This is a genomic window from Priestia veravalensis (assembly GCF_001457055.1).
Lineage (GTDB): Bacteria > Bacillota > Bacilli > Bacillales > Bacillaceae_H > Priestia > Priestia flexa.
This window is the reverse complement of sequence record NZ_KQ758660.1, coordinates 16332-40297: the sequence shown is the minus strand read 5'-3', so window position 1 is coordinate 40297 and position 23966 is coordinate 16332. Positions and strand designations below refer to the sequence as shown.

The 23966-nt window shown below is 36.7% G+C and carries 27 protein-coding genes, 1 rRNA gene and 1 riboswitch; of the genes, 14 read left to right on the top strand and 14 right to left on the bottom strand.

Going from position 1 to position 23966, the window contains the following annotated elements; genetic code table 11:
* Positions 1-241, bottom strand: a 16S ribosomal RNA gene (locus AS180_RS13550); the annotation flags it as partial.
* 686 nt (positions 242-927) lie between these two features.
* Between AS180_RS13550 and AS180_RS13540 the strand changes: the two genes are divergently transcribed.
* Both AS180_RS13540 and AS180_RS13535 read left to right on the top strand, forming a co-directional pair.
* Positions 928-2508: an AMP-binding protein gene (locus tag AS180_RS13540; protein WP_062686935.1), complete on the top strand. Its 1581-nt coding sequence runs from the start codon at positions 928-930 to the stop codon at positions 2506-2508.
* Positions 2509-2627: 119 nt separating this feature from the next.
* Positions 2628-3305 (top strand): MgtC/SapB family protein, encoded by a 678-nt coding sequence (locus tag AS180_RS13535; protein WP_025908101.1) that lies wholly within the window; start codon positions 2628-2630, stop codon positions 3303-3305.
* Between the two features lie 16 nt (positions 3306-3321).
* Here the strand turns inward: AS180_RS13535 and AS180_RS13530 are convergent, their stop codons facing one another.
* The 8 genes from AS180_RS13530 to AS180_RS21725 form a co-directional block, all read right to left on the bottom strand.
* Complete coding sequence (locus tag AS180_RS13530) at positions 3322-3936, bottom strand: NAD(P)-dependent oxidoreductase (RefSeq protein ID WP_081801806.1); 615 nt, start codon at positions 3934-3936, stop codon at positions 3322-3324.
* Complete coding sequence (locus AS180_RS13525; protein WP_025908099.1) at positions 3908-4675, bottom strand: sirohydrochlorin chelatase; 768 nt, start codon at positions 4673-4675, stop codon at positions 3908-3910. The genes AS180_RS13530 and AS180_RS13525 overlap by 29 nt, the downstream gene beginning before the upstream one ends.
* A gap of 16 nt (positions 4676-4691) precedes the next feature.
* Positions 4692-5471 (bottom strand): uroporphyrinogen-III C-methyltransferase, encoded by a 780-nt coding sequence (gene cobA, locus AS180_RS13520; protein WP_025908098.1) that lies wholly within the window; start codon positions 5469-5471, stop codon positions 4692-4694.
* A gap of 118 nt (positions 5472-5589) precedes the next feature.
* On the bottom strand, positions 5590-6189 hold the full coding sequence (cysC, locus tag AS180_RS13515) for an adenylyl-sulfate kinase (protein WP_025908097.1): 600 nt from the start codon (positions 6187-6189) through the stop codon (positions 5590-5592).
* A 12-nt stretch (positions 6190-6201) separates the two neighbouring features.
* On the bottom strand, positions 6202-7350 hold the full coding sequence (gene sat / locus AS180_RS13510) for a sulfate adenylyltransferase (RefSeq protein WP_025908096.1): 1149 nt from the start codon (positions 7348-7350) through the stop codon (positions 6202-6204).
* A gap of 37 nt (positions 7351-7387) precedes the next feature.
* Positions 7388-8443, bottom strand: coding sequence for an inorganic phosphate transporter (locus tag AS180_RS13505; RefSeq protein WP_025908095.1), 1056 nt, complete (start codon positions 8441-8443; stop codon positions 7388-7390).
* Between the two features lie 19 nt (positions 8444-8462).
* On the bottom strand, positions 8463-9173 hold the full coding sequence (locus tag AS180_RS13500; RefSeq protein ID WP_025908094.1) for a phosphoadenylyl-sulfate reductase: 711 nt from the start codon (positions 9171-9173) through the stop codon (positions 8463-8465).
* Between the two features lie 95 nt (positions 9174-9268).
* The gene (locus AS180_RS21725) at positions 9269-9412 is read right to left on the bottom strand and encodes a YezD family protein (protein ID WP_064484039.1); all 144 of its coding nucleotides are present in this window, start codon (positions 9410-9412) and stop codon (positions 9269-9271) included.
* Between the two features lie 104 nt (positions 9413-9516).
* Positions 9517-9623: riboswitch (SAM riboswitch) on the bottom strand.
* Between the two features lie 222 nt (positions 9624-9845).
* On the opposite strand from AS180_RS21725, the gene cdaS reads away from it, so the two are divergent.
* The 4 genes from cdaS to AS180_RS13480 all read left to right on the top strand — a co-directional run bounded on the left by cdaS (position 9846) and on the right by AS180_RS13480 (position 13436).
* Positions 9846-10469: a sporulation-specific diadenylate cyclase CdaS gene (cdaS, locus tag AS180_RS13495; protein ID WP_025908093.1), complete on the top strand. Its 624-nt coding sequence runs from the start codon at positions 9846-9848 to the stop codon at positions 10467-10469.
* Between the two features lie 210 nt (positions 10470-10679).
* Positions 10680-12110: an alanine/glycine:cation symporter family protein gene (locus AS180_RS13490; RefSeq protein WP_025908092.1), complete on the top strand. Its 1431-nt coding sequence runs from the start codon at positions 10680-10682 to the stop codon at positions 12108-12110.
* Positions 12111-12205: 95 nt separating this feature from the next.
* Positions 12206-12592, top strand: coding sequence for a VOC family protein (locus AS180_RS13485; protein WP_025908091.1), 387 nt, complete (start codon positions 12206-12208; stop codon positions 12590-12592).
* A 67-nt stretch (positions 12593-12659) separates the two neighbouring features.
* On the top strand, positions 12660-13436 hold the full coding sequence (locus AS180_RS13480; protein ID WP_025908090.1) for an ion channel: 777 nt from the start codon (positions 12660-12662) through the stop codon (positions 13434-13436).
* An 18-nt stretch (positions 13437-13454) separates the two neighbouring features.
* On the opposite strand, the gene AS180_RS13475 is transcribed toward AS180_RS13480, so the two are convergent.
* The 3 genes from AS180_RS13475 to AS180_RS13465 all read right to left on the bottom strand — a co-directional run bounded on the left by AS180_RS13475 (position 13455) and on the right by AS180_RS13465 (position 15766).
* Positions 13455-13859, bottom strand: a complete 405-nt coding sequence (locus tag AS180_RS13475; protein WP_025908089.1) for a YugN-like family protein — start codon at positions 13857-13859, stop codon at positions 13455-13457.
* Between the two features lie 93 nt (positions 13860-13952).
* On the bottom strand, positions 13953-15302 hold the full coding sequence (locus AS180_RS13470; RefSeq protein WP_025908088.1) for a glucose-6-phosphate isomerase: 1350 nt from the start codon (positions 15300-15302) through the stop codon (positions 13953-13955).
* Positions 15303-15559: 257 nt separating this feature from the next.
* Positions 15560-15766 carry a hypothetical protein gene (locus AS180_RS13465; protein ID WP_152545157.1) on the bottom strand — a complete coding sequence of 69 codons (207 nt, stop codon included), beginning with the start codon at positions 15764-15766 and terminating at the stop codon, positions 15560-15562.
* 276 nt (positions 15767-16042) lie between these two features.
* Here AS180_RS13465 and AS180_RS13460 point away from each other — a divergent pair, with 276 nt between their 5' ends.
* From AS180_RS13460 to mnhG, 7 genes are read left to right on the top strand one after another with little or no spacing between them, the layout of a single operon-like run.
* Complete coding sequence (locus AS180_RS13460) at positions 16043-18448, top strand: Na+/H+ antiporter subunit A (protein ID WP_062686934.1); 2406 nt, start codon at positions 16043-16045, stop codon at positions 18446-18448.
* A complete protein-coding gene (locus AS180_RS13455) occupies positions 18448-18870 on the top strand; it encodes a Na(+)/H(+) antiporter subunit B (RefSeq protein ID WP_025908085.1) in 423 nt (140 codons plus the stop codon). The genes AS180_RS13460 and AS180_RS13455 overlap by 1 nt, the downstream gene beginning before the upstream one ends.
* Positions 18870-19211 carry a Na(+)/H(+) antiporter subunit C gene (locus AS180_RS13450; RefSeq protein WP_025908084.1) on the top strand — a complete coding sequence of 114 codons (342 nt, stop codon included), beginning with the start codon at positions 18870-18872 and terminating at the stop codon, positions 19209-19211. Before AS180_RS13455 ends, AS180_RS13450 begins: the two co-directional genes overlap by 1 nt.
* Positions 19201-20685 (top strand): Na+/H+ antiporter subunit D, encoded by a 1485-nt coding sequence (locus AS180_RS13445; RefSeq protein WP_035320080.1) that lies wholly within the window; start codon positions 19201-19203, stop codon positions 20683-20685. Before AS180_RS13450 ends, AS180_RS13445 begins: the two co-directional genes overlap by 11 nt.
* Positions 20686-20691: 6 nt before the next feature.
* Entirely contained in the window at positions 20692-21168 is a 477-nt protein-coding gene (locus tag AS180_RS13440; RefSeq protein ID WP_061785388.1) for a Na+/H+ antiporter subunit E, read from the top strand.
* 1 nt (position 21169) lies between these two features.
* Positions 21170-21454, top strand: coding sequence for a Na(+)/H(+) antiporter subunit F1 (locus tag AS180_RS13435; RefSeq protein WP_025908081.1), 285 nt, complete (start codon positions 21170-21172; stop codon positions 21452-21454).
* Positions 21438-21797, top strand: coding sequence for a monovalent cation/H(+) antiporter subunit G (gene mnhG / locus AS180_RS13430; protein WP_025908080.1), 360 nt, complete (start codon positions 21438-21440; stop codon positions 21795-21797). Before AS180_RS13435 ends, mnhG begins: the two co-directional genes overlap by 17 nt.
* 40 nt (positions 21798-21837) lie before the next feature.
* On the opposite strand, the gene AS180_RS13425 is transcribed toward mnhG, so the two are convergent.
* Positions 21838-23001 carry an iron-containing alcohol dehydrogenase gene (locus AS180_RS13425; RefSeq protein ID WP_025908079.1) on the bottom strand — a complete coding sequence of 388 codons (1164 nt, stop codon included), beginning with the start codon at positions 22999-23001 and terminating at the stop codon, positions 21838-21840.
* 210 nt (positions 23002-23211) lie between these two features.
* Here AS180_RS13425 and AS180_RS13420 point away from each other — a divergent pair, with 210 nt between their 5' ends.
* Complete coding sequence (locus AS180_RS13420; protein ID WP_025908078.1) at positions 23212-23442, top strand: DUF378 domain-containing protein; 231 nt, start codon at positions 23212-23214, stop codon at positions 23440-23442.
* Positions 23443-23475: 33 nt separating this feature from the next.
* Here AS180_RS13420 and yugI read toward each other — a convergent pair whose 3' ends face one another.
* Positions 23476-23874, bottom strand: a complete 399-nt coding sequence (gene yugI, locus AS180_RS13415; protein ID WP_025908077.1) for a S1 domain-containing post-transcriptional regulator GSP13 — start codon at positions 23872-23874, stop codon at positions 23476-23478.
* Between the last annotated feature and the right edge of the window lie 92 nt (positions 23875-23966).

Sequence of the window (23966 nt, the reverse complement as noted above, 5' to 3'; positions counted from 1 at the left end):
GCCCATCTGTAAGTGATAGCCGAAACCATCTTTCAATTTTCTCTTATGCAAGAGAAAATGTTATCCGGTATTAGCTCCGGTTTCCCGGAGTTATCCCAGTCTTACAGGCAGGTTGCCCACGTGTTACTCACCCGTCCGCCGCTAACGTCATAGAAGCAAGCTTCTAATCAGTTCGCTCGACTTGCATGTATTAGGCACGCCGCCAGCGTTCATCCTGAGCCAGGATCAAACTCTCCGAAGAAATGTTTGACTTGCTCATAAAAGTTTAAAAAATTAACGTTGACGTTTGTCGCTTTGTTCAGTTTTCAAAGTTCAACGTCGCTCGGAAGCGACTTTTTAATATTACCAAGTTACTACCGTAAAGTCAATAACTTTTTTAAAATAATTTTCCGCTTTTTTTCAGCGTGTCTGCTGTGTTATCTCAGCGACATTTAATAATATATCATTATTTTATTTATATAGCAACTGCTTTTTTGATATTTTTTTAAAAAATTAACTATAGTAAAAAAATCATTTTACTAGATGACTGACCTTTTATAGGAATAGAACTTTTCATTCTCACATATCTTCTAGTAATAACATTGAATAGATAGGAAGTTGATGTCATGAACCTATGGATTTCAATCGCTCTGTACGTATCCTTTATTATGTCCATCTTTTTAATTTCTCAAGCATATTTCGAATCTTTGCGCTTAATGAACTCTGAAGGAAAGGTAAAAGGAATTCCTTTCGTTTTTCTATCGTCCTTAAGTTTGTTTTTTACACTTTTAACTTCTTACTTTTATCAATTACTCTATTAACAAATTTCTTTATGCTTCGACAAATTCCCTCTGACAGGTTGTCGAAGTTTTTTTATGAAACATAAAGAGAGTGCTGGTACAATATTAAATGAAAGCGCAATCACTAAGTAGGGGGGAACTAAGATTGATGCTAAAGAATTTAACAATTGGCCAATTATTAAAAGAAACAAGCACTGCATTTAAAAATCACCCAGCCACTATTTACTCTCAAGAGAATATTCACTATACGTATAACGAATTGTATAATGAAACGGGAAAAGTTGCAAAAGCTCTACTAGGATTAGGAATTAAAAAAGGAGACCATATTGCAGTTTGGTCTACCAATCGCTTGGAATGGATTTTACTTCAACTCGCTTCTGCTCGAATTGGTGCCGTACTAGTTACAGTAAATACAAGTTATCAAGAAGCCGAAGTAGAATATCTTTTAAATCATTCAGATACAACTGCCCTTTTCTATATTGATTCCTTTAAAACGACTTCATATTCATCAATCATTGCATCTATTGTCCATAAACTTCCGAGACTACAACATCTAATTAGTATCGATAATAAAAACCAAAAAATGAATTGGAATCAATTTCTACTATATAGTATGAACATTTCAGATGAAGCACTAACTCTCGCTGAACAAAATGTATACCCTGAAGAAGTAATTAACATGCAATATACTTCTGGCACTACCGGGTTTCCCAAAGGCGTTATGCTTAGTCACAATAATATAGTAAATAACGCTCTTTTAGTAGCTAATGCAATGAAGCTATCTCACCAAGACAAACTTTGTATCCCTGTACCTTTCTTTCATTGTTTTGGTTGTGTTATGGGATTATTAGCATCCGTATGTGTTGGAGCGACCATGGTGCCCATCGTTGAATTCAATCCTACCGTTGTACTTGAAACTGTTGAAAAAGAAAAGTGCACTGCTTTACACGGCGTACCCACTATGTTTATTGCTGAACTAAATCTTCCAAATTTCCATGATTACGATTTATCAAGTTTACGAACGGGAATTATGGCTGGATCGAATTGTCCTACCGAAGTAATGAAACGCGTAATGAATGACATGGGAATTAACGAAATCACCATTGCCTATGGACAAACTGAAAGCTCACCTGTTATTACTCAAACAACAACTACCGACTCCCTAGAAAGACGGGTAACAACCGTTGGAAAATCTCATCCTCACGTACAGGTCAAAATCATCGATCCGATAAACGGACACGTATTACCAATAGGTGTTCAAGGGGAACTTTGCGCAAAAGGCTACTTAATCATGAAGGGATATTACAAAATGCCTGAAGAAACAGCCAGGGCCATTGACTCTGATGGGTGGCTTCATACTGGTGATTTAGCCGTCATTGATAATGAGGGATATATTAAAATTACCGGTCGCTTAAAAGATATGATTATTAGAGGCGGGGAAAATATCTATCCTCGCGAAATCGAAGAATTTTTATACCTTCATCCAAAAATTGAAGATATTCAAGTGATTGGTGTTCCCGATAAACATTACGGAGAAACAGTGGTGGCTTGCATTAAATTAAAGCCAGGTGTAGAAGCAACAGCATCTGAAATTAAAGAGTATTGCAAAAACAAACTTTCACACTTTAAAATACCTGAGTCTATCTATTTCGTAGAAGCATTTCCGATGACCGCATCTGGAAAAATCCAAAAATATAAACTACGAGAACAACTTCAAAATTTTTCATAAAAAATGATATTTTTCATCTCTAAACACTAAAAATGGTTTACTATACTAACTATACATATCTGTCCTGATTTTATCATACAGATATAAAACAACACAGTTTAGTGAAATAGGTGAATTAGATGGATCATCAAATGTTATTGAAACTTGGCATATCTGCTCTATTAGGACTTATTATCGGATTGGAGAGAGAATTAAAGCGTAAGCCTGTAGGCTTAAAGACGTCACTTGTCATTTCAATTATTAGCTGCTTATTAACCATTGTCTCAATTGAGTCCTCTCACATTTTTAACGATGGTGATAACATTACTATGGATCCACTGCGTTTAGCAGCGCAAATTGTATCTGGTATTGGATTTCTTGGTGCGGGAGTTATTTTACGCAAAGAAAATGACAGTATCTCGGGGTTAACAACGGCTGCCATTATATGGGGAGCTGCTGGTATAGGTATCGCTGTAGGAGCTGGCTTTTATACGGAAGCATTTATAGGGGTTATTTTGCTCATTATTAGCGTCGAACTGCTTCCATTTTTAATTACGGTTTTCGGACCAAAACAGCTACGTGAAAAAGAGCTTATCCTTCAACTGAAACTTGCTAATAAACATAATATTGTTGAGACAACAGCTAGCATTAAAGAAAAAGATATTACAATAAAGAATATCCGTATTAAAGATTTAGATACGGGGCAACTATATATTCGAATGAAGGTGTCCGTTCACCAAAAACGCCCTACCACTGAAGTTTATTACGAAATACAGAAGATTTCAGGCATTCGAAGCATTGAAATTGAAAATGTCTAAAAGGCTATAATGCCTTTTAGACATTTTTTAATTTCTTTAAAAATTGTTCCTGGGATCTTTCTGATAATCGAAGCTCCTCCTCTGTCGCTTCTGTTAATAACTTATACTTTTCCACATGTGGTAGATTCATGCTGTGAATAATTTCTCTACACTGCTTTAAAAAAGACGTGTATTGTGTATAACTATCGTCAAACTGAACCTTTAACTCACTAATAAGCTTCTTTGTCAACAAAGGACTTGCACCATTTGTGGATACGGCAACTGATAGATCTCCTCTTGAAAAGCTCGCAGGTATATAGACATTTCCTTTTGTGTGAGCACTAGCCATATTAATAAGCTGATGTTCACTCTTTTCTTTCTCTACTATATCTAAAGCGTCAAGTTGATTAGTAGCTACTACAACAAGAAATACGTGAGCTAAGTCTTTCTTTTCTAAGCAGCGCTTTTTCACCTTTATTTTCCCTTGCTTGTCCCATTCATGAATTTCATCATCCACATGTGGAGAAACAACTATGATCTCTGCTTTATGTTCCAACAGCTTGCGTATACGCCTAACCGCTACTTTTCCTCCGCCAACAATTAAAATGGTTTTACCTTCTAAATTAAGAGTAACGGTAAACATCATATTCATTGCCTTGACTGTTTAATAATTTGTTCACTTGATTTTGTAAGATATTACTTAACCTATCATGGTAGCCTAAATAATTTGCTAAGATAAACTCTTGTTCAGCTTTATTCCATTTTTTTAACTCTGTTCGAATTTCGTTCATCAAAATCCCTGTAAATAAGAGATATGGCAACACAAACACTTGTGAATAGTTTGATTCACTTGCCTGTTTTAAGCCATCTAAAAGCTTTGGTGTTGTGGCAGCCAAATAACAAGTATCTACATGCTGAAACCCACCTTTATGTGCCAAGCGTTGAGCAATTTCATGAAAATCCTTTTTGACTTCAGGATCACTACTTCCACGACCTACTAATAGTACCATTGCGTCTTTTTTAATGGTAGCTTCAGTCTCCTTAATTCTCTCTATCAAGATATCCACAATTTGATTGTCAACACCAAACGGGGTACCATAAACAACTTTGATATGTGGATAGTGTTGATAAACTTTGTTTATTTCTTCCGGAATATCTACTTTAGCATGACCAGCTGTTAACAATAAGATAGGGACAATTGCGATTCTAGTAGCTCCTTGCTCCACACACCTCTTAAAACCTTGTTCAATTGTAGGTTCTGCTAATTCGAGAAAACATACTTCTTGAATGGGAACATCAATCTTCGATTTACTTCTTTCAATAAATTCAATGGCTTGATCACAGCCCTTTTTTACTCGGCTACCGTGACAAATATACAATACTGCATCCATACCATTCACCTCTTTACTAAGCCTCTTCAACACAAGCATATTGTGTAAAAGCTAATTTTTCAAACCAATTTAGCTTTTCATGAAAGCGAACAACCTCGCCTACAATAATTATACTTGGATTTCCTACCTTCTCTTTGTTTACGATATTAACAATTGTATCTAGCGTACCACTAACCGTGCGCTGCTGTTCAGCATACGTTCCCCAATTAACGAGTGCAATAGGCGTATCTTTTGATTTTCCGTGCTCCATAAGCGATTCACAAATATAAGGTAGGTTTTTAACACCCATGTAAATCACCAATGTATCAACAGCTGTTGTTAACTGCTCCCACTTAATGGCTTTACGAGGCTCGTCTTGACGATGCCCTGTTATAAAAGCTACACTTGCACTATAGTCACGATGTGTAACAGGTATTCCCGCATATGAAGCTGCAGCAATTCCCGATGTAACCCCAGGAATAATCTCAAAGTCAATATTATTCTCTACAAGAGCTTCTGCCTCTTCCCCTCCTCGTCCAAATACAAAAGGGTCTCCCCCTTTTAAGCGCACGACAACTTTACCTTTTTTAGCAAACTTCACTAGAAAGCTATTAATTGTTTCTTGTTTCAACGTGTGATAATTAGGCAACTTACCACAGTAAATGATATTCACTTCTGCTTTAGCATACTCTAATAACTCTTTATTCACCAAGCGATCATATAAAATTACATCTGCTTTTTGAATAGCTTTTATTGCTTTAACCGTAACTAACTCTGGATCTCCTGGACCTGCCCCTACCAAATACACCTTCCCCATTTTTCTATTTCACCCTCTCAATATTATTAATCTACTCTTATTGATGAATAAAGCAAAGGCCCTCACGATGCAAAGCACAGCTTTGCTCTTGCGATGTGAGGGCCTTTATTTATATCTTTTAAATAAATTTTTTATTTGTTAAGTATGCTAAAACTGTTTCAACACACTCTTCAACAGTTTGATTAAATGTATTTACGACCAGTTCAGCATTTTCTGGAGCTTCATAAGGTGAATCGATACCTGTAAAGTCACGAATTTCACCACTTCTCGCTTTCTTGTAAAGCCCTTTTGGATCTCGTTTTTCACACTCTTCAAGCGGGCACTCTACGTAAACTTCTACAAATTCATCCGCTTCTAATAGCTCTCTTACCTGCGTACGATCTTCTTTAAATGGTGAAATAAAGGCTGTTAAGACAACTTGCCCACTGTCAACAAACAGCTTCGAAACTTCTCCGATACGACGAATGTTCTCAGTACGATCTTCAGCAGAAAAGCCTAAATTTTTATTTAAACCAAAGCGAATATTATCCCCATCTAATACATAGTTGCGAATGTTTTTTTCAAACAATGCTTGTGCTACTGCGTTTGCAACGGTTGACTTGCCTGAACCCGATAAACCAGTAAACCATAATACAAAGCTATAATGTCCGTTTTGTTGTCTTCTTGCTTCTTTATTAATGCCTGATTCGTGCCATGTAATATTTGTTGATTTACTCAATTCAACCGCCCCTTAATTTGAAGTTACTGTTTGCTGTAATCCTTTTATTAACACTTCAATTACTTCTTTTCGGCTAAACGTACTTGGTGGAACTTCACCATTTCGAAGCATTTCACGTACTTTTGTTCCTGATAAAATGACATGGTCTTCTTTTTCATGTGGACATGTTTTAGTTGAAGCCATTCCTTCACACTTCTTGCAGTAGAAGCTGTGTTCAAAGAATAATGGCGTAATACCAAGTTCATCTTCTGTAAAGTTATTAAAGATTAGCTGCGCATCGTATGTGCCATAGTAGTCACCTACACCAGCATGATCGCGACCTACAATAAAATGCGTGCATCCAAAGTTTTTGCGTACTAATGCATGGAAGATAGCTTCTCGAGGACCAGCATATCTCATTGCTGCTGGGAAAACAGCTAAGAATACGCGATTTTTTGGATAATAGTTTTTCAACAATACCTCATAGCTTTCCATACGAATATCCGCTGGAATATCATCAGATTTTGTTTCTCCTACAAGTGGATTTAGAAACAATCCATCAACAATTTCTAAAGCTGATTTTTGAATGTATTCATGAGCACGATGAACAGGATTACGAGTTTGAAAACCTACAACTTTCTTCCAGTTACGTTCTTTAAAAACCTCTCTTGTTTGTGCTGGATCTAAATAATATGTTTCAAATTTATCTTTTTGCGTACGATTTACAAGTACAATTGAACCTGCCACATATACATTTGGACGTTCAAATAATTTACGCACTCCCGGATGAGCTAGCTCTGCCGTACGGTAAACATGCTCTGCTTCTTTTTCCTTATTAGGCTTATACGTCTCAGATACTGTTAAAACACCGTAAACCACACCATCTTGAACAAGCTTAACTTGATCTCCTACTTGTAGCTCATGTGCTTTTTCTTCTGTAACAGGAAGAGTAATTGGAATACTCCATACTGTCCCGTCAGCTAACCTCATTCCTTCCACAACAGCTTCATAATCACGCTGTCCTAAGAAGCCTGTAATAGGGCTGTATCCACCAATTCCAATTAACTCTAAATCACTTAATGCAATATTATCTAATTCAATCTCTTTCGTAACACCTGTATAATCATAATCAGGTTGATATAAATTAACTAACTCTCCACCATGTGCTTGAATCGAACTCATTCTAAACTCCTCCTCAATGAATAACTAATATTTATCTTTAAGCAGTCATCTTTTGGTTTTCTTGTTTTTGTTTTGTTGTTTTAATTAAACTAAGAATGCCATAAGTTGCAATACAACCGCTTATCAATACCACAAACGCATAAAAATCTGTTTCAACCACTAATTTCACTAAACCGTAAGAGATAACGAGAGAAAAAACCGGCGATACAACCCATACCTTTAACATCTGAACAATGACCTGTCTTTGATCAGATGTAAAACCAGATTTAGCTGCCCCTATTCCAATGATAGAAGATGTTGTAACCTGCGTTAAAGGGACAGGGAGTCCAAATACAGAAGCTGCGGTAACAAGCGACGCACCTGTTCCAGAAATAATACACCCTTCACCCACCGTGAAATCCGTGATTTTCTTCCCATTTGTCTCAATTACTCGATCTCCTAAAAGTAATGCACCAACCGCAACGGCTAACCCACCTGCTATAACGCCAGTTGATGTACTGATCATACCAGCTCCAACAAGCGGGCCTACGGCGTTTGCTACGTTGTTCATACCGGCTGAAAAAGCTTCAAAAAAACCGGTAGCTATTACTAAAACTGCAAGTGGCTTTTTCCACTTTTGCTGAGTAGGCGTTTTTTTCTTTTTTAATAACCACCCACATACAAAGGCAATTACAAACGAAATAATCGGTACAATAACCCAAAAGCTCATAACAATTAATAGCTTTTGTATATAAACAGATTGATAGGCAATCCCAACACCTACAACTGATCCTACTGTCACTTCACTAGTTGATAGTGGTATTCCAATTAAATTAGCAAAGAATAATGATAGAGTGGCAGAAGCTAAAATAATGATAACTAGCTCCACCGTTAGAATACTTTCTGGGATAATACCAGAACCAATGGTTTTAACAACTTCTCCTCCACCGATAACAGCACCTAGTAAAATACCTAGTGCACATATAACTAATGCCACTTTGCGATGCTTAATGGCACCTGAACCGTAAGAGACTCCCATAGCAGCAGCTGCACCACTTGCGCCAATATTCATCGCAAAAAAGAGGGCGATTGCAAAAGCAATGTAAACAAGCATAAATTTTCAGCTCTTTCATTTAAGATTCATGTAAGCCACATTCCACTTTCTTAGTACCTGCCCATCTTCCAGATCGTAAATCTTCCATGTTATAGGCAGGTAGCGTACAGGGCTCACATCCAATGCTTGGATACCCTTGATCGTGAAGTTTGTTATACGGCAAGTTATGCTTATATACATATCGCCAAATTTCTTTCCAAGACCAATGAATTAATGGGCAAACTTTAATCTTTTTGAATTTCTCGTCCTTATTAAAAAACTCTGTTTTACTTCTTGATTCAGATTGTTCTCTTCTTAACCCTGAAATCCAAGCATCATACGGAGCAAGTGATTCTTTTAAAGGAATAATCTTGCGAATTTGACAGCATAGGTTAGGCTCAGTTTTCCAAAGTTCATCTCCATGCTTTTCAGCTTGCTCTTTTAGCGATAGGTTAGGCTTTTTCATTTGGATACGTAAATCTGGAAACCTCTCTTTAATTGCTTCAATGACTTCGTACGTCTCTTTAAAATGAACACCTGTGTCTAAAAAAACAATGTGAGCATCTTTTTTCACTTTTGAAATTAAATCAATTAATACAATTCCTTCAATTCCAAAGCTAGATGCGTAAATAAGAGAATCACCATAATGGTTATATGCCCACTCTAATGCCTTTAAAGCTCCCTTTGTTTCATCTTGCTCATCAAAAGTCGGAAATTGATTTGGCCAATTTTCATACGTATATACACTCATGATTTTCACTCCAATACTTTGTTATCCAATCAAAAAAGACGGTTTTACCCCCATAATGAAGGATAAAACCGCCTCTAGTTTGTCTAGTCAGCTATTTATTTAATTCTTATTTTTTCATTTTTCTCGAGTTGAACTACTTTCCCATCTTGAACCACAAGCGTGATTGAGCCAAACTTCATGTCGCTTAACATTTTTTCTACGCTTGCAAAAACAGAATTTAAGTCAGAGTTTTGTGCCATCACAGTCCCTCCTTATTTGTTAACAATATATTCAACAGGCTTCTGTTTTTTCATGAAAAATAAAAAGTCTTCCACATCTGAAAGACTGATTAGGCAACAAATTCACCTTATCTTTCAAAATGAAAATCATTTTGTTGGAGTTAGCACCTTGCACAACATGCAGGTTGCTGGGTTTCAAAGGGCCAGTTCCCTCCACCACTCTGGATAAGTATTTTTTAAAAATTTTAGCATATTTAGAATATTTGTCAACAGCAAAAATAATTTATCCGATAAGAAAACTATACTTTAAATTAACAGAAATATCTATTATTTTTTCATTATATGAGCAATTTTTTTGGGCGTCACTCTTAATTCACACCGTTATAGTATAGATTTATGTCTTTCGTACACATTAAAACATAATAATTATTTTAGATTGGAGCTATGTTCAATGATGGAAAGTCACTCTTTTCAATTAGATGATGTAATTAAACAAAGTTTACACAATCATTTAAGTCAAATAGCAGCGGAAGCAACCAAAATTCAGCAACATCTAGAAAGCAGTGACCACTGTGTTTTATGTGATTTTGAAGACTTAAGAAAATTATTTCAAAGCGTACAGTCCACAGCTGCATCCTATTATTTAAGACATTACTTGTCTCCTTACACCCACGAATACGCAGCTCTTTCACTCGCGATACATAGTTTATCTGAGAAACATCATGGAGCTTTAATGGTTATTGAGAGAAATGACTCAGTGGAGCACTTAATTCAAAAAGGAATTCCTATTCACGCTCCAGTTACGTCTACGCTCGTTGAAACAGTTTTTTATCCTGGAAATCCATTACATGATGGTGCCATTGTGATTAGAAACAATCAAATTATTTCGGCTGCTAATGTTTTACCACTGTCCACAAAAGTACTGCAAAAGAAGCTTGGAACACGCCACCGTGCAGCTCTTGGTATGTCTGAACAGTGCGACGCACTTATTTTAGTTGTATCAGAAGAAAGCGGTCGAATATCTTTTGCTTTAGAAGGTAGCTTATATCCAATCCATTCCAGCAAAAACATCCTGTAAGCGACTACAACTGTCTGACATCATATCTTATAGTTATAAAAAAAGAGATTACACGATAAAAAAAACTTATTACAGGTTGCCTTTTATACATCTAACGCGCTATAATCACTAATGTCAGAAAACCTTACACATTTTAAAAAAGCATCATTAAAATGACTCTTTTTATGAACAGCTAAGGTTAATCGTTAATTAAGGGAGAGAACTTTTAGGATGGAAACCATATCGACTCTATTCAGCAGCTTTGTGGATGAAGCCAATAATTTTTTATGGACTTATATATTAATTGCGCTTCTTTTATTAGTTGGATTATATTTTACAATTCGTACAAAATTCGTTCAGTTTAGTCAGTTCAAAGAAATGGTTCGCTTGTTAGGTGAAGGCGCTAAAACAGACGGAAGCGATAAAAAAGGAATTACCTCCTTTCAAGCTTTTGCTATTAGTACAGCAGCTCGTGTAGGTACTGGGAACCTTGCTGGTGTTGCTTCTGCAATTGCTCTTGGGGGCCCTGGAGCAGTGTTTTGGATGTGGGTTGTTGCTTTAGTTGGATCAGCATCAGCTTTTATTGAAAGCACCCTTGCTCAAGTATATAAAGTAAAAGACAAAGACGGTTTTCGTGGTGGTCCTGCTTACTACATGGAAAAAGGTTTAAACAAACGCTGGATGGGTGTTTTATTTTCCATCTTAATTACAATCTCATTCGGATTAGTATTTAACTCTGTACAAGCTAATACTATTTCACTTGCTTTTGAAGAAGCTTTTGGCGTTAATCGCTTCATTGTTGGTGTTGTTGTTACAGCCATTGTAGGTGTTCTCATTTTTGGTGGTATTAAACGAGTAGCCAAAGCATCAGAGTTAATTGTAGTAGTAATGGCAGTTGTATATATTGGATTAGCATTAGTTGTTTTAGCTATTAATATTACAGAAATTCCACATATGATCGCATTAATTATAAAAAGCGCTTTTGGATTTGAAGAAGCATTTGCCGGTGCCATCGGTGCTGCCATCATGAATGGTATCAAACGCGGATTATTCTCCAACGAAGCTGGTATGGGTAGTGCACCTAACGCAGCCGCAGCGGCATCTGTCAGTCACCCAGCTAAGCAAGGTTTCATTCAAGCTCTGGCCGTCTTTAACGATACGCTAATCATCTGTAGTTGTACTGCATTTATCGTGTTATTATCTGGTGCGTATGCAACGCCTGGACTTGAAGGAATTCAATTGACTCAAGTTGCGTTAAGTACACATATTGGTGGATGGGCTGTTCAATTCATTGCTATCATTTTATTTATGTTTGCATTTAGCTCGTTAGTAGCTAACTATTATTATGGAGAAACAAACATTGAATTTTTAACATCAAACAAAATCTGGTTAAACCTTTATCGATTCGGGGTTATCTTAATGGTATTGTTTGGTTCAGTTGCAAGCTTAGGCGTTGTTTGGGGACTTGCAGACTTATTTATGGCCCTAATGGCAATTACAAACCTAATTGCAATTGTTTTACTAGGAAAAGTTGCAATTGCAGTCTTAAACGATTACTTGTCTCAGCGTAAAGCAGGAAAAGATCCTGTTTTCTACAAAGATTCTGTTAAAGGCTTAGAGAATTTAGATTTCTGGGAACGCTCTCGAGAAATTGATAAATAATAAAGGAGCAGCTATTATGCTGCTTTTTTATTTGACTGTATTTGACCGAAAATTTAAACTATTATACAGAAACTAATTCAGAAAAGGTGATAATTATGGCAATTCTAGGATTTGGGCACGTAGGTATTCAGGTAAAAAATATTCAAGAGTCAATAACATTTTATACAGAAATTGTTGGGTTAGAATTACTAGAAACGTTTCCACATACAGATCCGTCCTTGAAGCTAGCTTTCTTAGGAATAGACAACAATATCATTGTTGAATTAATTGAAGGATACAACGCTTCACTACCTTCAGAAGGGAAAGTTCATCACTTTGCGCTTACAGTAGACAATATCGAAGAAGAACGTTCACGTTTAAAGAATCTCAACGTTTCTTTTGTAGACGAAGAAATCGTAACGTTGCCTAACGGAGCAAAATATTTATTCTTTTATGGCCCTGACGGTGAATGGATTGAATATATGGAAGTAAAAACGAGATAAGTTCTTATACCTCTTTCATAAATTGGTCATACTAATAACTAGACCCTTATGCTAGGAGGTTTTTTTTATGGTCGATTGGCTTCTGTTTCGCTTTTTCCGACGCTCTGTCATAACGCGTTTACTATTTATTATTACGTTTTTAGTTATTTTATTTGGAACTATTATGCACATAGCTGAACCACAAACTTTTTTTACAATTTTTGATGGGATTTGGTGGGTAGTTATTACCATTTCAACAATTGGCTATGGAGATTTTGTGCCAGACACCGTTATAGGTAAGCTAATTGCTATGCTTTTAATTTTAATTGGCACAGGTTTTATTACTACCTACTTTGTTTCACTGGCTACAATTGCCGTGTCAAAAGAAAATGCCTATCTAGAAGGAAATTTAAAGTTTTTAGGCGAAGGTCACCTTATTATTATTGGTTGGAATGAAAGAGCTAGACTGGTTATTGAAGAATATAAAAAGGCTTTTCACGAAGAAGTTATTGTCTTAATTGACAGTAGCCTAAAGAAAAATCCAATGATTTGTGATCGATTACACTTCATTAAAGGCAGTGCTTCCGATTCTAATACGTTATCATTAGCGAACCTTTCAAAAGCGAAAAAAGTATTAATAACTGCTGATCAACATACAACAGAAGAACAAGCTGATATGCAAACAATTGTGACACTGGTAGCGATTAGAGGCGCCAATCCTTCTGCCTATCTCATTGCTGAGCTTTTAACTGAAAAGCATATCCGAAATGCAGAAACAATTGGAATTAATGAAATCATTAAAACGAATGAACTGATTAGCCAATTAATGCATGAAAATATTTTTGTTACAAAGCTAAAAGAGTAACAATCCCTCTACCTTCTTTTAGCTTTGTAACGCTTCTTCTGCCTCTTTTAACAATTCTTTTCCTAACGAAAGGTATTCATCAGGAAATTGTGCATCAGGATCTTGAGGCTCTGCAAATTGATTAAACGATGCATTAATATTACCTACATCAACATTATCATCTAGCCCAATTTGATATTTGTGTGAAAGCAAATAGGGCTTTCCAATTTGAACTGTTGTTCCTTGTGAATCCAGCTGACCATCCATAGCCTGAAAAGGAATTCGTAAAAACTGGTATCCAACTTCATCATTTATCTTATAATCAAAAAAACCGTGGTCGTAATCCCAGTTCCCTCCTATAACGTATCCCAGTGGCTTTAATGTCTGCTCTAATACATATAGCTTAAATAGTTCACCTTCTAATTTTGAAGCTAATTCGATCATTACCTCGCCTCCTCTTTTGTTAACATCTCCTTTTCACTATAAATTATCCATAAAAAAAGTGCGGAAACAAATTCCGCACTTCTACTTGATATCTTATTTTAAACGTTTTTCTAATTCTGCTTTTTTCTCTTCAAACCCTGGTTTACCAAGAAGCGCAAACATATTTACCTTATATGCTTCTACACCAGGCTGATCAAATGGGTTAACACCTAATAGGTAACCACTCATCGCACAAGCTTTCTCGAAGAAGTATACTAAATAACCAAAGGTATACTCATCTAAAGCTGGAATGCTTACAACTAAGTTTGGCACACCACCATCAGTATGAGCAAGCATCGTGCCTTGGAATGCCTTTTTATTTACAAAATCAACTGTTTCACCAGCTAAATAGTTTAAGCCGTCTAAATCTGCTGCATCTGACTCAATTGTTAATTCATGGCGTGGCTTTTCTACTTGCACAATTGTTTCAAATAAGTCACGGCGACCTTCTTGTACATATTGACCTAATGAGTGAAGATCAGTAGAGAAGTTCGCTGAAGAAGGATAGATACCTTTTTGGTCTTTTCCTTCACTTTCACCAAACAGTTGTTTCCACCACTCTGCAAAGTATTGAAGAGCTGGCTCATAGTTAATTAGCATCTCAATTGTTTTACCTTTATTGTAAAGGACGTTTCGAGCAACTGCATATTGGTACGCAGGGTTTTGCTCAAGCTCAGAAGCTGCAAAATCATTTTGTGCTGCTGCTGCACCTTTCATCATGTCTTCAATTTTTAAACCAGCAGCTGCAATCGGTAAAAGCCCTACCGCTGTTAACACAGAATAACGGCCCCCAACATCATCAGGAATAACAAATGTTTCATAGCCTTCTTCATCTGCTAGCGTTTTTAATGCTCCACGCGCTTTATCTGTTGTAGCGTAAATACGACCACGCGCTTCTTCCTTACCATATTTCTCTTCTAACAATTTACGGAAAATACGGAAAGCGATAGCAGGCTCTGTAGTAGTACCTGATTTTGAAATAACATTAATAGAGAAATCTTTGTCTTGCAATACATCCATTAAGTCTTTCATGTATGTCGAGCTAATATTATTTCCAGCAAAGATTACTTGTGGCGTTTTACGCTGTTCTTTTGATAACGTGTTGTAGAATGAATGTTGTAACATTTCAATTGCAGCACGTGCTCCTAGATAAGAACCACCAATCCCAATTACAATTAAAACATCTGAATCACTTTTAATTTTTTCTGCACTTTTTTGAATACGAGCAAATTCTTCTTTGTCATAGTCAGTTGGTAGGTCTACCCATCCTAGAAAGTCGTTACCTGCCCCTGTTTTTTCATGAATTGAATGATGCGCTACTTTAACAGCATCGCGAAGGTATGTAAGTTCGTGCTCACCAAAGAAAGATAACGCATTTGAATAATCAAAACGAACATGTGTCATATTCTGTTCCTCCATTAAATTGTTCTTTCCTTTCACTTTATCGAAAGGATGCAATGAATTCAAGTAAAAGACATTAATACAAATGTTGTTATCCTAGTCTTTTTACAAATTCTTTTTCACTATACACTTTTTCTCTTTCATAAAACAACCTTCTAATAGGAGATTTTTGCTTTTCACAATATGATTTTTCATAACAATAAAAAACGGTTTAAAGAGCGTATTCTTGAAACCGTTTCTAATTCTTCGCTATTTAATATTTATTCATTTTCTTCAAGAATGGATTTCCCTTCAGAAATGACATAATTGGTTGCGCCAATCTTTACATATTCTCTTGGCTTATAAGTCGGGAGTTCAACAGGCCTTTCAATAATGGCAGTGTCAGCAGATGTAGACATTTGTTCATATTGAATTGGAGACATGTTGAACTTTTGCTGTTCTTTAGCAGTTAGGTGACTATCCACCATATATCCTCCAGTAACTAGAACTCCAAATATTGATCCACTCGCTATAATTTGTCTGAGATACACATTTATCACCTCACTATTAGGGTGACAAAAATCGACGGTTTTTATTCAAAAAAAAAATTTTTTTGAGGTTGTGTAGACGAGTTTCTATTTATTTAATAAGACAGGTGAAAAACGTTGATACTACTGAGTAGCAAGGATGCACGCACTGTTAAAGTATTATATAATCATTCATAGAAAATCTAATCTATTGGATGTCACAAGGAGGTTTGTGTTTTGTCTTGGTTACATCTGGTGATCATCTCACCATTCTTATTAGCATTTCTTATTCCACTTCTGTATAAATCATTTAAACAGATTCATACAGGGTGGTTTGTGTTGCCATTGCCGCTTGTGCTGTTCATTTACTTTACGAAGTATATAAGCGGAGTTGCGAACGGAAATTCGTATTTATATTCATTGAAATGGATACCTAGCTTAGGGATTAATTTTGATGCTTATATTGATGGACTGGGCTTATTATTTGCTTTGCTAATTACAGGAATTGGAACGCTAGTAATCCTGTATTCCATCTACTATCTATCAAAAACAAAAGAGTCACTTCATACTTTTTATGTGTATCTCTTAATGTTTATGGGAGCTATGCTTGGAGTAGTCTTGTCTGATAACCTAATTGTTCTTTATAGCTTTTGGGAGCTAACAAGTCTTTCGTCTTTCCTACTTATTGGCTATTGGTATCAACGAGAGAAGTCACGCTATGGAGCTCAAAAGTCGATGCTTATCACGGTTTTTGGTGGCTTGGCTTTATTAGCAGGAATCGTATTACTATCAATTCCAAGCGGTACATTTAGCATTAGAGAGATTGTCGCAAACTTAGATGTTGTCACATCAAGTTCACTCTTTATCCCCGCAATGATTCTTGTTTTGCTTGGTGCATTTACAAAATCTGCACAATTCCCATTCCACATCTGGCTACCAGATGCAATGGAAGCACCAACACCAGTTAGTGCTTATCTGCACTCTGCAACAATGGTTAAAGCTGGTATTTATCTAGTTGCACGCTTAAGTCCGGTTTTTTCAGACCACGCAGTGTGGTTTACGCTGGTCTCAACCATTGGGGTTATAACCCTTTTCTGGGGGTCTTTCTCAGCCGTGAAGCAGACAGACTTAAAGGGAATCTTAGCTTTCTCAACAATCAGTCAGCTTGGAATGATTATGTCTTTACTTGGTGTAGGAAGTGCAGCGTTACACTATGAATTTTTAGACGATAACATTTATGTTGTAGCAATTACGGCAGCTGTATTCCATCTTATTAACCATGCTACATTTAAAGGTAGTTTATTTATGGTTGTTGGTATTGTAGACCATGAAACGGGAACGCGTGATATTCGTAAACTAGGCGGGCTAATGACTCTTATGCCGGTAACATTCACAATTACAGTAATTGGTGGATTTGCAATGGCTGGTCTTCCACCTTTCAACGGATTCTTAAGTAAAGAAATGTTCTTTACGGGAATGGTCAACGTAACGAAGATGAATATCTATAACATGGAAACATGGGGAATGCTGTTTCCAGTTATTGCTTGGATTGCAAGTATATTCACGTTTGTTTATAGCATGATTTTGGTATTCAAAACATTTACTGGTAAGTATCAACCTGAGAAGCTAGAGAAAAAGCCACATGAAGCTCCGATAGGTATGCTAATTTCACCTGTTATTTTAGCTTCACTTGTTGTTATCTTTGGTTTATTCCCAAATATATTAGAATCTAGCATTATTGAACCAACCATGGCTTCAATTGCACCAAGTTTATTAGATGCCGGTGAGCAGTTCCATGTTCACATTACGTTTTGGCATGGCTTTACGCCCGAGCTATTTATGACAATTGGTGTCATCGCTATGGGTATCTTACTATTCTTAACATTAAATAAGTGGACAAAAGTTTATCGCTTGTTCCCTGAGTCTATTACGCTAAATAACGCGTACAACAATGGATTAGCGGGTATGGAAAAAGGTTCGAGTGGCATCATGAAATTTATGATGACAGGCTTTATTCGTGATTACCTCTTAATTATCTTTGCCTTTATCGGTACAGCTGTTTTAATTACCTTGTTTACACAAGGTGGATTTAAAGTAGATACCTCTAACATGGCTGATATTGGAATCTACGAAGCAATTCTAGCTGTAATTATGGTCCTTGGAGCCATTACTACTGTTTTTGCCAAGTCACGCTTAACAGCTATCATTTCGTTAGGCGTCGTGGGTTACACCCTAGCTCTGTTCTTTGTCTTATTTAGAGCGCCTGATTTAGCCTTAACACAGTTAGTAATTGAAACCGTATCTGTTGCACTATTCTTACTGTGCTTCTATCACCTTCCAGAATTTAAAGCGAAAAAAGTACGAGTTAAATTTCACCTACCAAACTTTATTATCGCTTTACTTGTAGGAGTTACAGTAACACTTGTCGGTATTGCATCTAGCAGTACAAAACTATTTGATTCGATTTCACAATACTTTATTGAGAACAGTTATAAAGAAGCAGGTGGAGAAAACATGGTAAACGTTATTCTCGTTGACTTCCGTGGATTTGATACGCTGTTTGAAATAGCTGTGCTATGCATTGCTGCACTCGGAATTTACAGCATGATTCGATTAAGATTAGCAAAGGAGGAGAATAGATAATGAAAAAGAACGATTTAATTTTACAAACGACCACTAAAGTCGTAACGTTTATCATTATCATTTTTGCCATTCACCTTTTCTTTGCAGGTCATTACACACCAGGTGGAGGGTTTGTAGGCGGTCTTACCACCGCTTCCGCTCTTGTGTTATTGTTATTGGCTTTTGATATTAAAACCGTATCAAAAGTCATTCCTTTTGATCACAAAAAAGTAGCGGCCTCCGGATTATTATTAGCTTTATTAACGGGACTTGGAGCTTTTGTTTTTAAAGTTCCATTCCTCACACACACATTTGATTATTTTTACCTTCCTATACTAGGAAAAACTGCACTTGCAACTGTTGTGTTGTTTGACCTTGGTGTATATCTAGTAGTTGTTGGTGTTACGATGACCATTATTCAAACGATTGGAGAGAGTGAATAATGGAAATATTAATGTCAATTGTAGCCGGAATTTTGTTCACAGTAGCAGTTTATTTAATGTTATCTCGTAGTCTACTACGAATTATTATTGGAACAGGTATACTAAGTCACGGAGCACACTTATTAATACTCACAATGGGTGGATTAAAAGGTGGAACAGTACCTTTGTTAGGGGAAAATGCTCCCTCTTATACTGACCCCCTACCTCAAGCATTAATTTTAACTGCAATTGTTATTAGCTTTGGTGTTACTTCCTTTTTCCTTGTATTAGCTTACAGAGCTTATCAAGAACTCGGAACAGACGATATGGACAAGTTAAGGGGACATGAACATGATGAATAACTTTGTAATCATTCCGCTGCTTATCCCGTTTGTTGTAGGTGTTGTGCTTATATTTTTCAAAGATAATATTAAACTTCAACGAATAATCAGTACGATATCGTTAATTGCTACAACTGGATTTGCAGCTTATTTAGTACAACTTGTATATAAAGAGGGTATCCTAACTCATAAGCTCGGGAACTGGGACCCTCCGTTTGGAATTATTTTAGTAGCTGATATGCTTGCTGCTTTGCTTGTATTAACGGCAAGCATTGTTGCACTTTGCTGTATACTATTTGCTTTTCGCTCCATTGGAGAAAAACGAGAACGATTCTACTTCTATCCACTCGTTCATTTCTTAATGGTTGGAGTATTTGGCGCCTTTTTAACTGGAGATATTTTCAACTTATTCGTTTTCTTCGAAGTAATGTTAATGTCTTCATATGCTCTAATTGTTATTGGAGGCACCAGAGCGCAGCTACGAGAGTCACTTAAATATATACTAGTAAACGTGATTTCCTCCGCTCTTTTTGTTATAACTGTAGCTTACTTGTATTCGGTTACTGGTACTCTCAATATGGCGGACTTATCACAAAGGGTTGCTGAAGTAAATCAACCAGGGATTTTAACGACCATTGGGGTTTTATTTTTCATTGTATTCGGTCTAAAAGCCGCTCTTTTCCCAATGTACTTCTGGTTACCAAGCGCCTATAATGCACCTCCTCCCGTTGTCACAGCTCTTTTTGGTGCATTACTAACGAAAGTTGGAATCTATTCTATCTTCCGTACGTTCACGCTGATTTTTTATCATCAGCCTGAGGTGACACATCAACTTATTGGCTATACGGCACTATTAACGATTGTCATCGGTACAGTTGGCGCTATTGCTTATAACGATATGAATAAGATTTTAATCTATAATATTGTCATTGCAGTTGGTGTTATCGTATACGGTATCACCTTAACAACACCGGCAGGAATTGAAGGTGCAATTTATTACTTAATTCACGATATGATTATTAAAGCCGCACTGTTCTTACTAGGCGGAGCTATCATTGCTATTACAGGGACGTCTAAGCTAAAAGAGATGGGCGGATTAATTCAGCGTCACCCTCAATTGGGTTGGATGTTTTTCGTCGCTGTTGTCTCGCTAGCTGGTATACCTCCGCTAAGTGGATTTGTTGGTAAATTTCTTCTTGTCCAAGGTGGATTAGAGTCACAGAGCTATACATTTGTTATTGTATTGCTTGTATCAAGCTTAATGGTGTTATATTCCGCGATGAAGATTTTTATGAACTGCTTCTGGCGCGCACCAAAATTAACCGAGGAGCAAGAGAAAGGGTCTACAAAAGGAATGCTGTATCCATCAGCTATTCTACTTGCGATCTCAATATTCTTAGGATTAGGTGCGGAGGTTGTATTCCCTTATATTTCAATGGCAGCTGAAACACTCATGGACCCTTCTATTTATATCGAATCGGTGTTAAAGGAGTAGATCTGCATGTCATTTCAACTATTATTAAACGTAGTAATTGCTGTTACATGGATGTTTTTAAGAGGTATTTGGACCGGACCCTCTTTTCTTATTGGTTTCTTTTGGGGAGCAGTTATGCTGTTTGTCTTTCGACGCTTCTTTCCTCAAAGATTTTATTTAGAAAAAGTATTTGCGGTCATTAAACTGCTTCTTATCTTTCTTGTTGAGCTGTTTAAAGCAAATATCGCGGTTATTCAAGATGTGTTGCGTCCAAAGTTAAATATAAAGCCTGCAATTTTTGCGATGCCAACGAAGCTTGAAAAAGATTGGGAGGTTACGACTCTTTCACTACTCATTACCTTAACACCTGGAACGGTGGTAATTGATGTGTCAGATGATAACTCAACTCTTTATATTCACGCCATGAACGTGGATGATATTGACGAGGTAATTAAGGATATTCAACATTCATTTGAAAAAGCCATTATGGAGGTGAGCCGCTAATATGCTAGACATGTTACTTAATCTATCGCTGCTGTTAATTTCAATTTCGACGATTGGATTTGTATATCGCATCATCAAAGGGCCTACCACGGGTGACCGCGCTATGGCTTTAGATGCGATTGGCATTAACATTATAGCTGTTACGGCCATCCTATCTATTATGCTACGCACAACATCATTTGTAGAAGTAATTCTTTTAATTGGAATTATCGCTTTTGTTGGTACTGTTGCGTTTGGTAAGTTTTTAGAAAAAGGAGCGATTATTGAATATGACCGCGATCAGTGATTTAATTATCGGTATTATTATTCTAATGGGCGCTCTGTTAACCGTTGTTACAATGATTGGCCTCATTAGGCTACCCGACACCTATACACGAAGCCATGCCGCTTCTAAAAGCGCCACGCTTGGTGTGCTACTTATCTTAGTAGGATGTTTACTGTTTTTCTGGATTAAAGATGGTTCCATTAACGGACAGTTGCTATTAGGCATTGTGTTTGTATTTATTACATCACCAGTTGCCGGACATCTATTAGGAAGAGCTGCTTATTACAGCGGATCTCCCCTTTGGAAAGGTACTGTTCGAGACGATCTAAAAGAAAAGCAAAAAAAACGAAGTATGTCTGAATAAAAAAATGCCCTGTGCTGGTTAACACAGGGCATTTTTTTTATTATAGAGAAGCGCGTAATATCGCCATTACATCATCGCGATTTAGCTTTTTAAAACGACCAAATTCGCCTTTAGCCATTGCACGATCAGCCATAAGGTCTAATTTGTCTTCACCGATTTCATAATCAGCTAAGCGCGTTGGAGCACCTAAGCTTGTCCAGAATTCACGAAGCTTTTCAACACCTTCTAGAGCGACTTCTTTATCTGTTTTACCTTCTGTCTTGACGTCGAATACGCGTACAGCCATTTGCTTGAAGCGTTCTACGTTTTCATCCATAACATGCTTCATCCAATTTGGGAATAAGATAGCCAAACCACCTGCATGAGGAATATCATAGACAGCTGATACTGCATGCTCGATGTTATGACTTGCCCAGTCACCTTGGTGACCCATTTGTAACATGCCGTTTAGAGCAATTGTACCGCTATATAGAATTGTTTCGCGAAGTTCATAATTTTCCAGATCATTTATTAATTTAGGACCTGTTTCAATAACAGTTCGTAAAACCCCTTCACACATGCGGTCTTGAAGCGGTGTATTTGTTGCATCATGAAAATACTGTTCAAACACATGGCTCATCATATCAACCATACCGTAAACAGTTTGATTTTGTGGTACTGTAAATGTGTTAACAGGATCTAAAATAGAAAACTGTGGGAATGTAGCAGGGCTTCCCCAACCGTATTTTTCATTTGTTTCCCAATTTGTAATAACAGAACCTGCATTCATTTCTGAACCTGTTGCTGCTAGAGTTAAAACTGTTCCAAAAGGAAGAGCTTCTTTCGCTACAGCGTCACGATTAATAATATCCCACACATCGCCATCATATTTAGCACCTGCAGCGATTGCTTTTGTACAATCAATTACGCTTCCTCCACCTACTGCTAACAAGAACTCAATATCATGTTCTTTGCAAAGTTCAATTCCGCGTCTTACTGTTGTTAAACGAGGGTTGGGCTCAACACCCGCTAACTCATATACTTCTGCATTGATTTCTTTTAACTCATTCATTACTTGGTCGTATAAACCGTTTCGCTTAATGCTTCCGCCACCGTATACGACTAATATTTTTTTACCGAAGCGAGCTGCTTCTGTTTTTAATTGTTCTAATTGGCCTTTACCAAAAATTAATTTTGTTGGATTATAAAAAGTGAAATTTTTCATAAGAAAACCTCCTAATAATCATCATTATGAACAACGATAAATAAGATGTAAAGCAAAGTGACTTTTCACAGATTATTTCCGAAAACCCTTCTTTTCACTCTGCATTTATCTAACGTTTTTGCCTATGTTCTCCTTTGTTTCTTTCCACGAATATTTTTTCTTAAACGTCTAAAGCTAATGAGTGAATACAAAAAGAAAGGAGGAGAATAGATGAGTGGTGTTCAACGATTTGCGTTAGTATTAACGATTATTGGAGCAATTAACTGGGGACTTATTGGATTTTTTCAATTCGATTTAGTAGCAGCTATTTTCGGTGGACAATCTGCTGCCCTTTCTCGCATTGTATACGGATTAGTGGGAATCGCTGGTTTAATTAACTTAGGCTTATTATTTAAACCATCTGAAGAGGTAGAGCGTACTGAACCAAGAACAACCCATTAAGAAAAAAGCGCACTGCAGTGCGCTTTTTAAACATTATTTTTTAATTAGATCTTCGCGGTTTGATTGCTCAATCCACTCTTCTAATTTTTCTTTTAATGTGTTGAATCCTTGAGTAGACTCAGTGTGTTGTACAGTTGCTTGACGCTTTTTAGCTGCTTGCTTTTTAGGCGCTGCTTCTGTTTTTTCTGGAGCTGGCTCTGTAGCACGAATTGATAAACCAATTTTACCAGTTGCTTCATCTACTGATAAAACTTTCACGTTTACTTCGTCACCAACTGATAGGTGCTCGTTGATATCTTTTACGAAGCCATGTTTAACTTCTGAGATATGAACTAGACCTTGTGTTTCTTCATCTAATGCAACAAATGCACCGTATGGTTGAATGCCCGTTACTTTTCCTTTTGTAACAGTACCGATTTCAAATTTTGACATATGAACACTCCTAAATACCTTTTATTTTCATCATTATAGCCAATTTAAAATTATAGCACAGTTCACGTTTTGAATCAAAAACTAGTTATATT

Excerpts from the sequence above, each read along its gene's own strand:
- mnhG (WP_025908080.1), top strand. The coding sequence starts at position 21,438 with ATGACCGCGATCAGTGATTTAATTATCGGTATTATTATTCTAATGGGC.
- AS180_RS13440 (WP_061785388.1), top strand. The coding sequence starts at position 20,692 with ATGTCATTTCAACTATTATTAAACGTAGTAATTGCTGTTACATGGATG.
- AS180_RS13505 (WP_025908095.1), bottom strand. The coding sequence starts at position 8,443 with ATGCTTGTTTACATTGCTTTTGCAATCGCCCTCTTTTTTGCGATGAAT.
- AS180_RS13445 (WP_035320080.1), top strand. The coding sequence starts at position 19,201 with ATGATGAATAACTTTGTAATCATTCCGCTGCTTATCCCGTTTGTTGTA.
- AS180_RS13450 (WP_025908084.1), top strand. The coding sequence starts at position 18,870 with ATGGAAATATTAATGTCAATTGTAGCCGGAATTTTGTTCACAGTAGCA.
- AS180_RS13470 (WP_025908088.1), bottom strand. The coding sequence starts at position 15,302 with ATGACACATGTTCGTTTTGATTATTCAAATGCGTTATCTTTCTTTGGT.
- AS180_RS13465 (WP_152545157.1), bottom strand. The coding sequence starts at position 15,766 with ATGGTGGATAGTCACCTAACTGCTAAAGAACAGCAAAAGTTCAACATG.
- AS180_RS13455 (WP_025908085.1), top strand. The coding sequence starts at position 18,448 with ATGAAAAAGAACGATTTAATTTTACAAACGACCACTAAAGTCGTAACG.
- AS180_RS13480 (WP_025908090.1), top strand. The coding sequence starts at position 12,660 with ATGGTCGATTGGCTTCTGTTTCGCTTTTTCCGACGCTCTGTCATAACG.
- AS180_RS13500 (WP_025908094.1), bottom strand. The coding sequence starts at position 9,173 with ATGAGTGTATATACGTATGAAAATTGGCCAAATCAATTTCCGACTTTT.
- AS180_RS13425 (WP_025908079.1), bottom strand. The coding sequence starts at position 23,001 with ATGAAAAATTTCACTTTTTATAATCCAACAAAATTAATTTTTGGTAAA.
- cdaS (WP_025908093.1), top strand. The coding sequence starts at position 9,846 with ATGGAAAGTCACTCTTTTCAATTAGATGATGTAATTAAACAAAGTTTA.
- AS180_RS13490 (WP_025908092.1), top strand. The coding sequence starts at position 10,680 with ATGGAAACCATATCGACTCTATTCAGCAGCTTTGTGGATGAAGCCAAT.
- AS180_RS13535 (WP_025908101.1), top strand. The coding sequence starts at position 2,628 with ATGGATCATCAAATGTTATTGAAACTTGGCATATCTGCTCTATTAGGA.
- AS180_RS13485 (WP_025908091.1), top strand. The coding sequence starts at position 12,206 with ATGGCAATTCTAGGATTTGGGCACGTAGGTATTCAGGTAAAAAATATT.
- AS180_RS21725 (WP_064484039.1), bottom strand. The coding sequence starts at position 9,412 with ATGGCACAAAACTCTGACTTAAATTCTGTTTTTGCAAGCGTAGAAAAA.
- AS180_RS13475 (WP_025908089.1), bottom strand. The coding sequence starts at position 13,859 with ATGATCGAATTAGCTTCAAAATTAGAAGGTGAACTATTTAAGCTATAT.
- AS180_RS13435 (WP_025908081.1), top strand. The coding sequence starts at position 21,170 with ATGCTAGACATGTTACTTAATCTATCGCTGCTGTTAATTTCAATTTCG.
- AS180_RS13540 (WP_062686935.1), top strand. The coding sequence starts at position 928 with ATGCTAAAGAATTTAACAATTGGCCAATTATTAAAAGAAACAAGCACT.
- AS180_RS13530 (WP_081801806.1), bottom strand. The coding sequence starts at position 3,936 with ATGAATATGATGTTTACCGTTACTCTTAATTTAGAAGGTAAAACCATT.
- sat (WP_025908096.1), bottom strand. The coding sequence starts at position 7,350 with ATGAGTTCGATTCAAGCACATGGTGGAGAGTTAGTTAATTTATATCAA.
- yugI (WP_025908077.1), bottom strand. The coding sequence starts at position 23,874 with ATGTCAAAATTTGAAATCGGTACTGTTACAAAAGGAAAAGTAACGGGC.
- AS180_RS13525 (WP_025908099.1), bottom strand. The coding sequence starts at position 4,675 with ATGGATGCAGTATTGTATATTTGTCACGGTAGCCGAGTAAAAAAGGGC.
- AS180_RS13420 (WP_025908078.1), top strand. The coding sequence starts at position 23,212 with ATGAGTGGTGTTCAACGATTTGCGTTAGTATTAACGATTATTGGAGCA.
- cobA (WP_025908098.1), bottom strand. The coding sequence starts at position 5,471 with ATGGGGAAGGTGTATTTGGTAGGGGCAGGTCCAGGAGATCCAGAGTTA.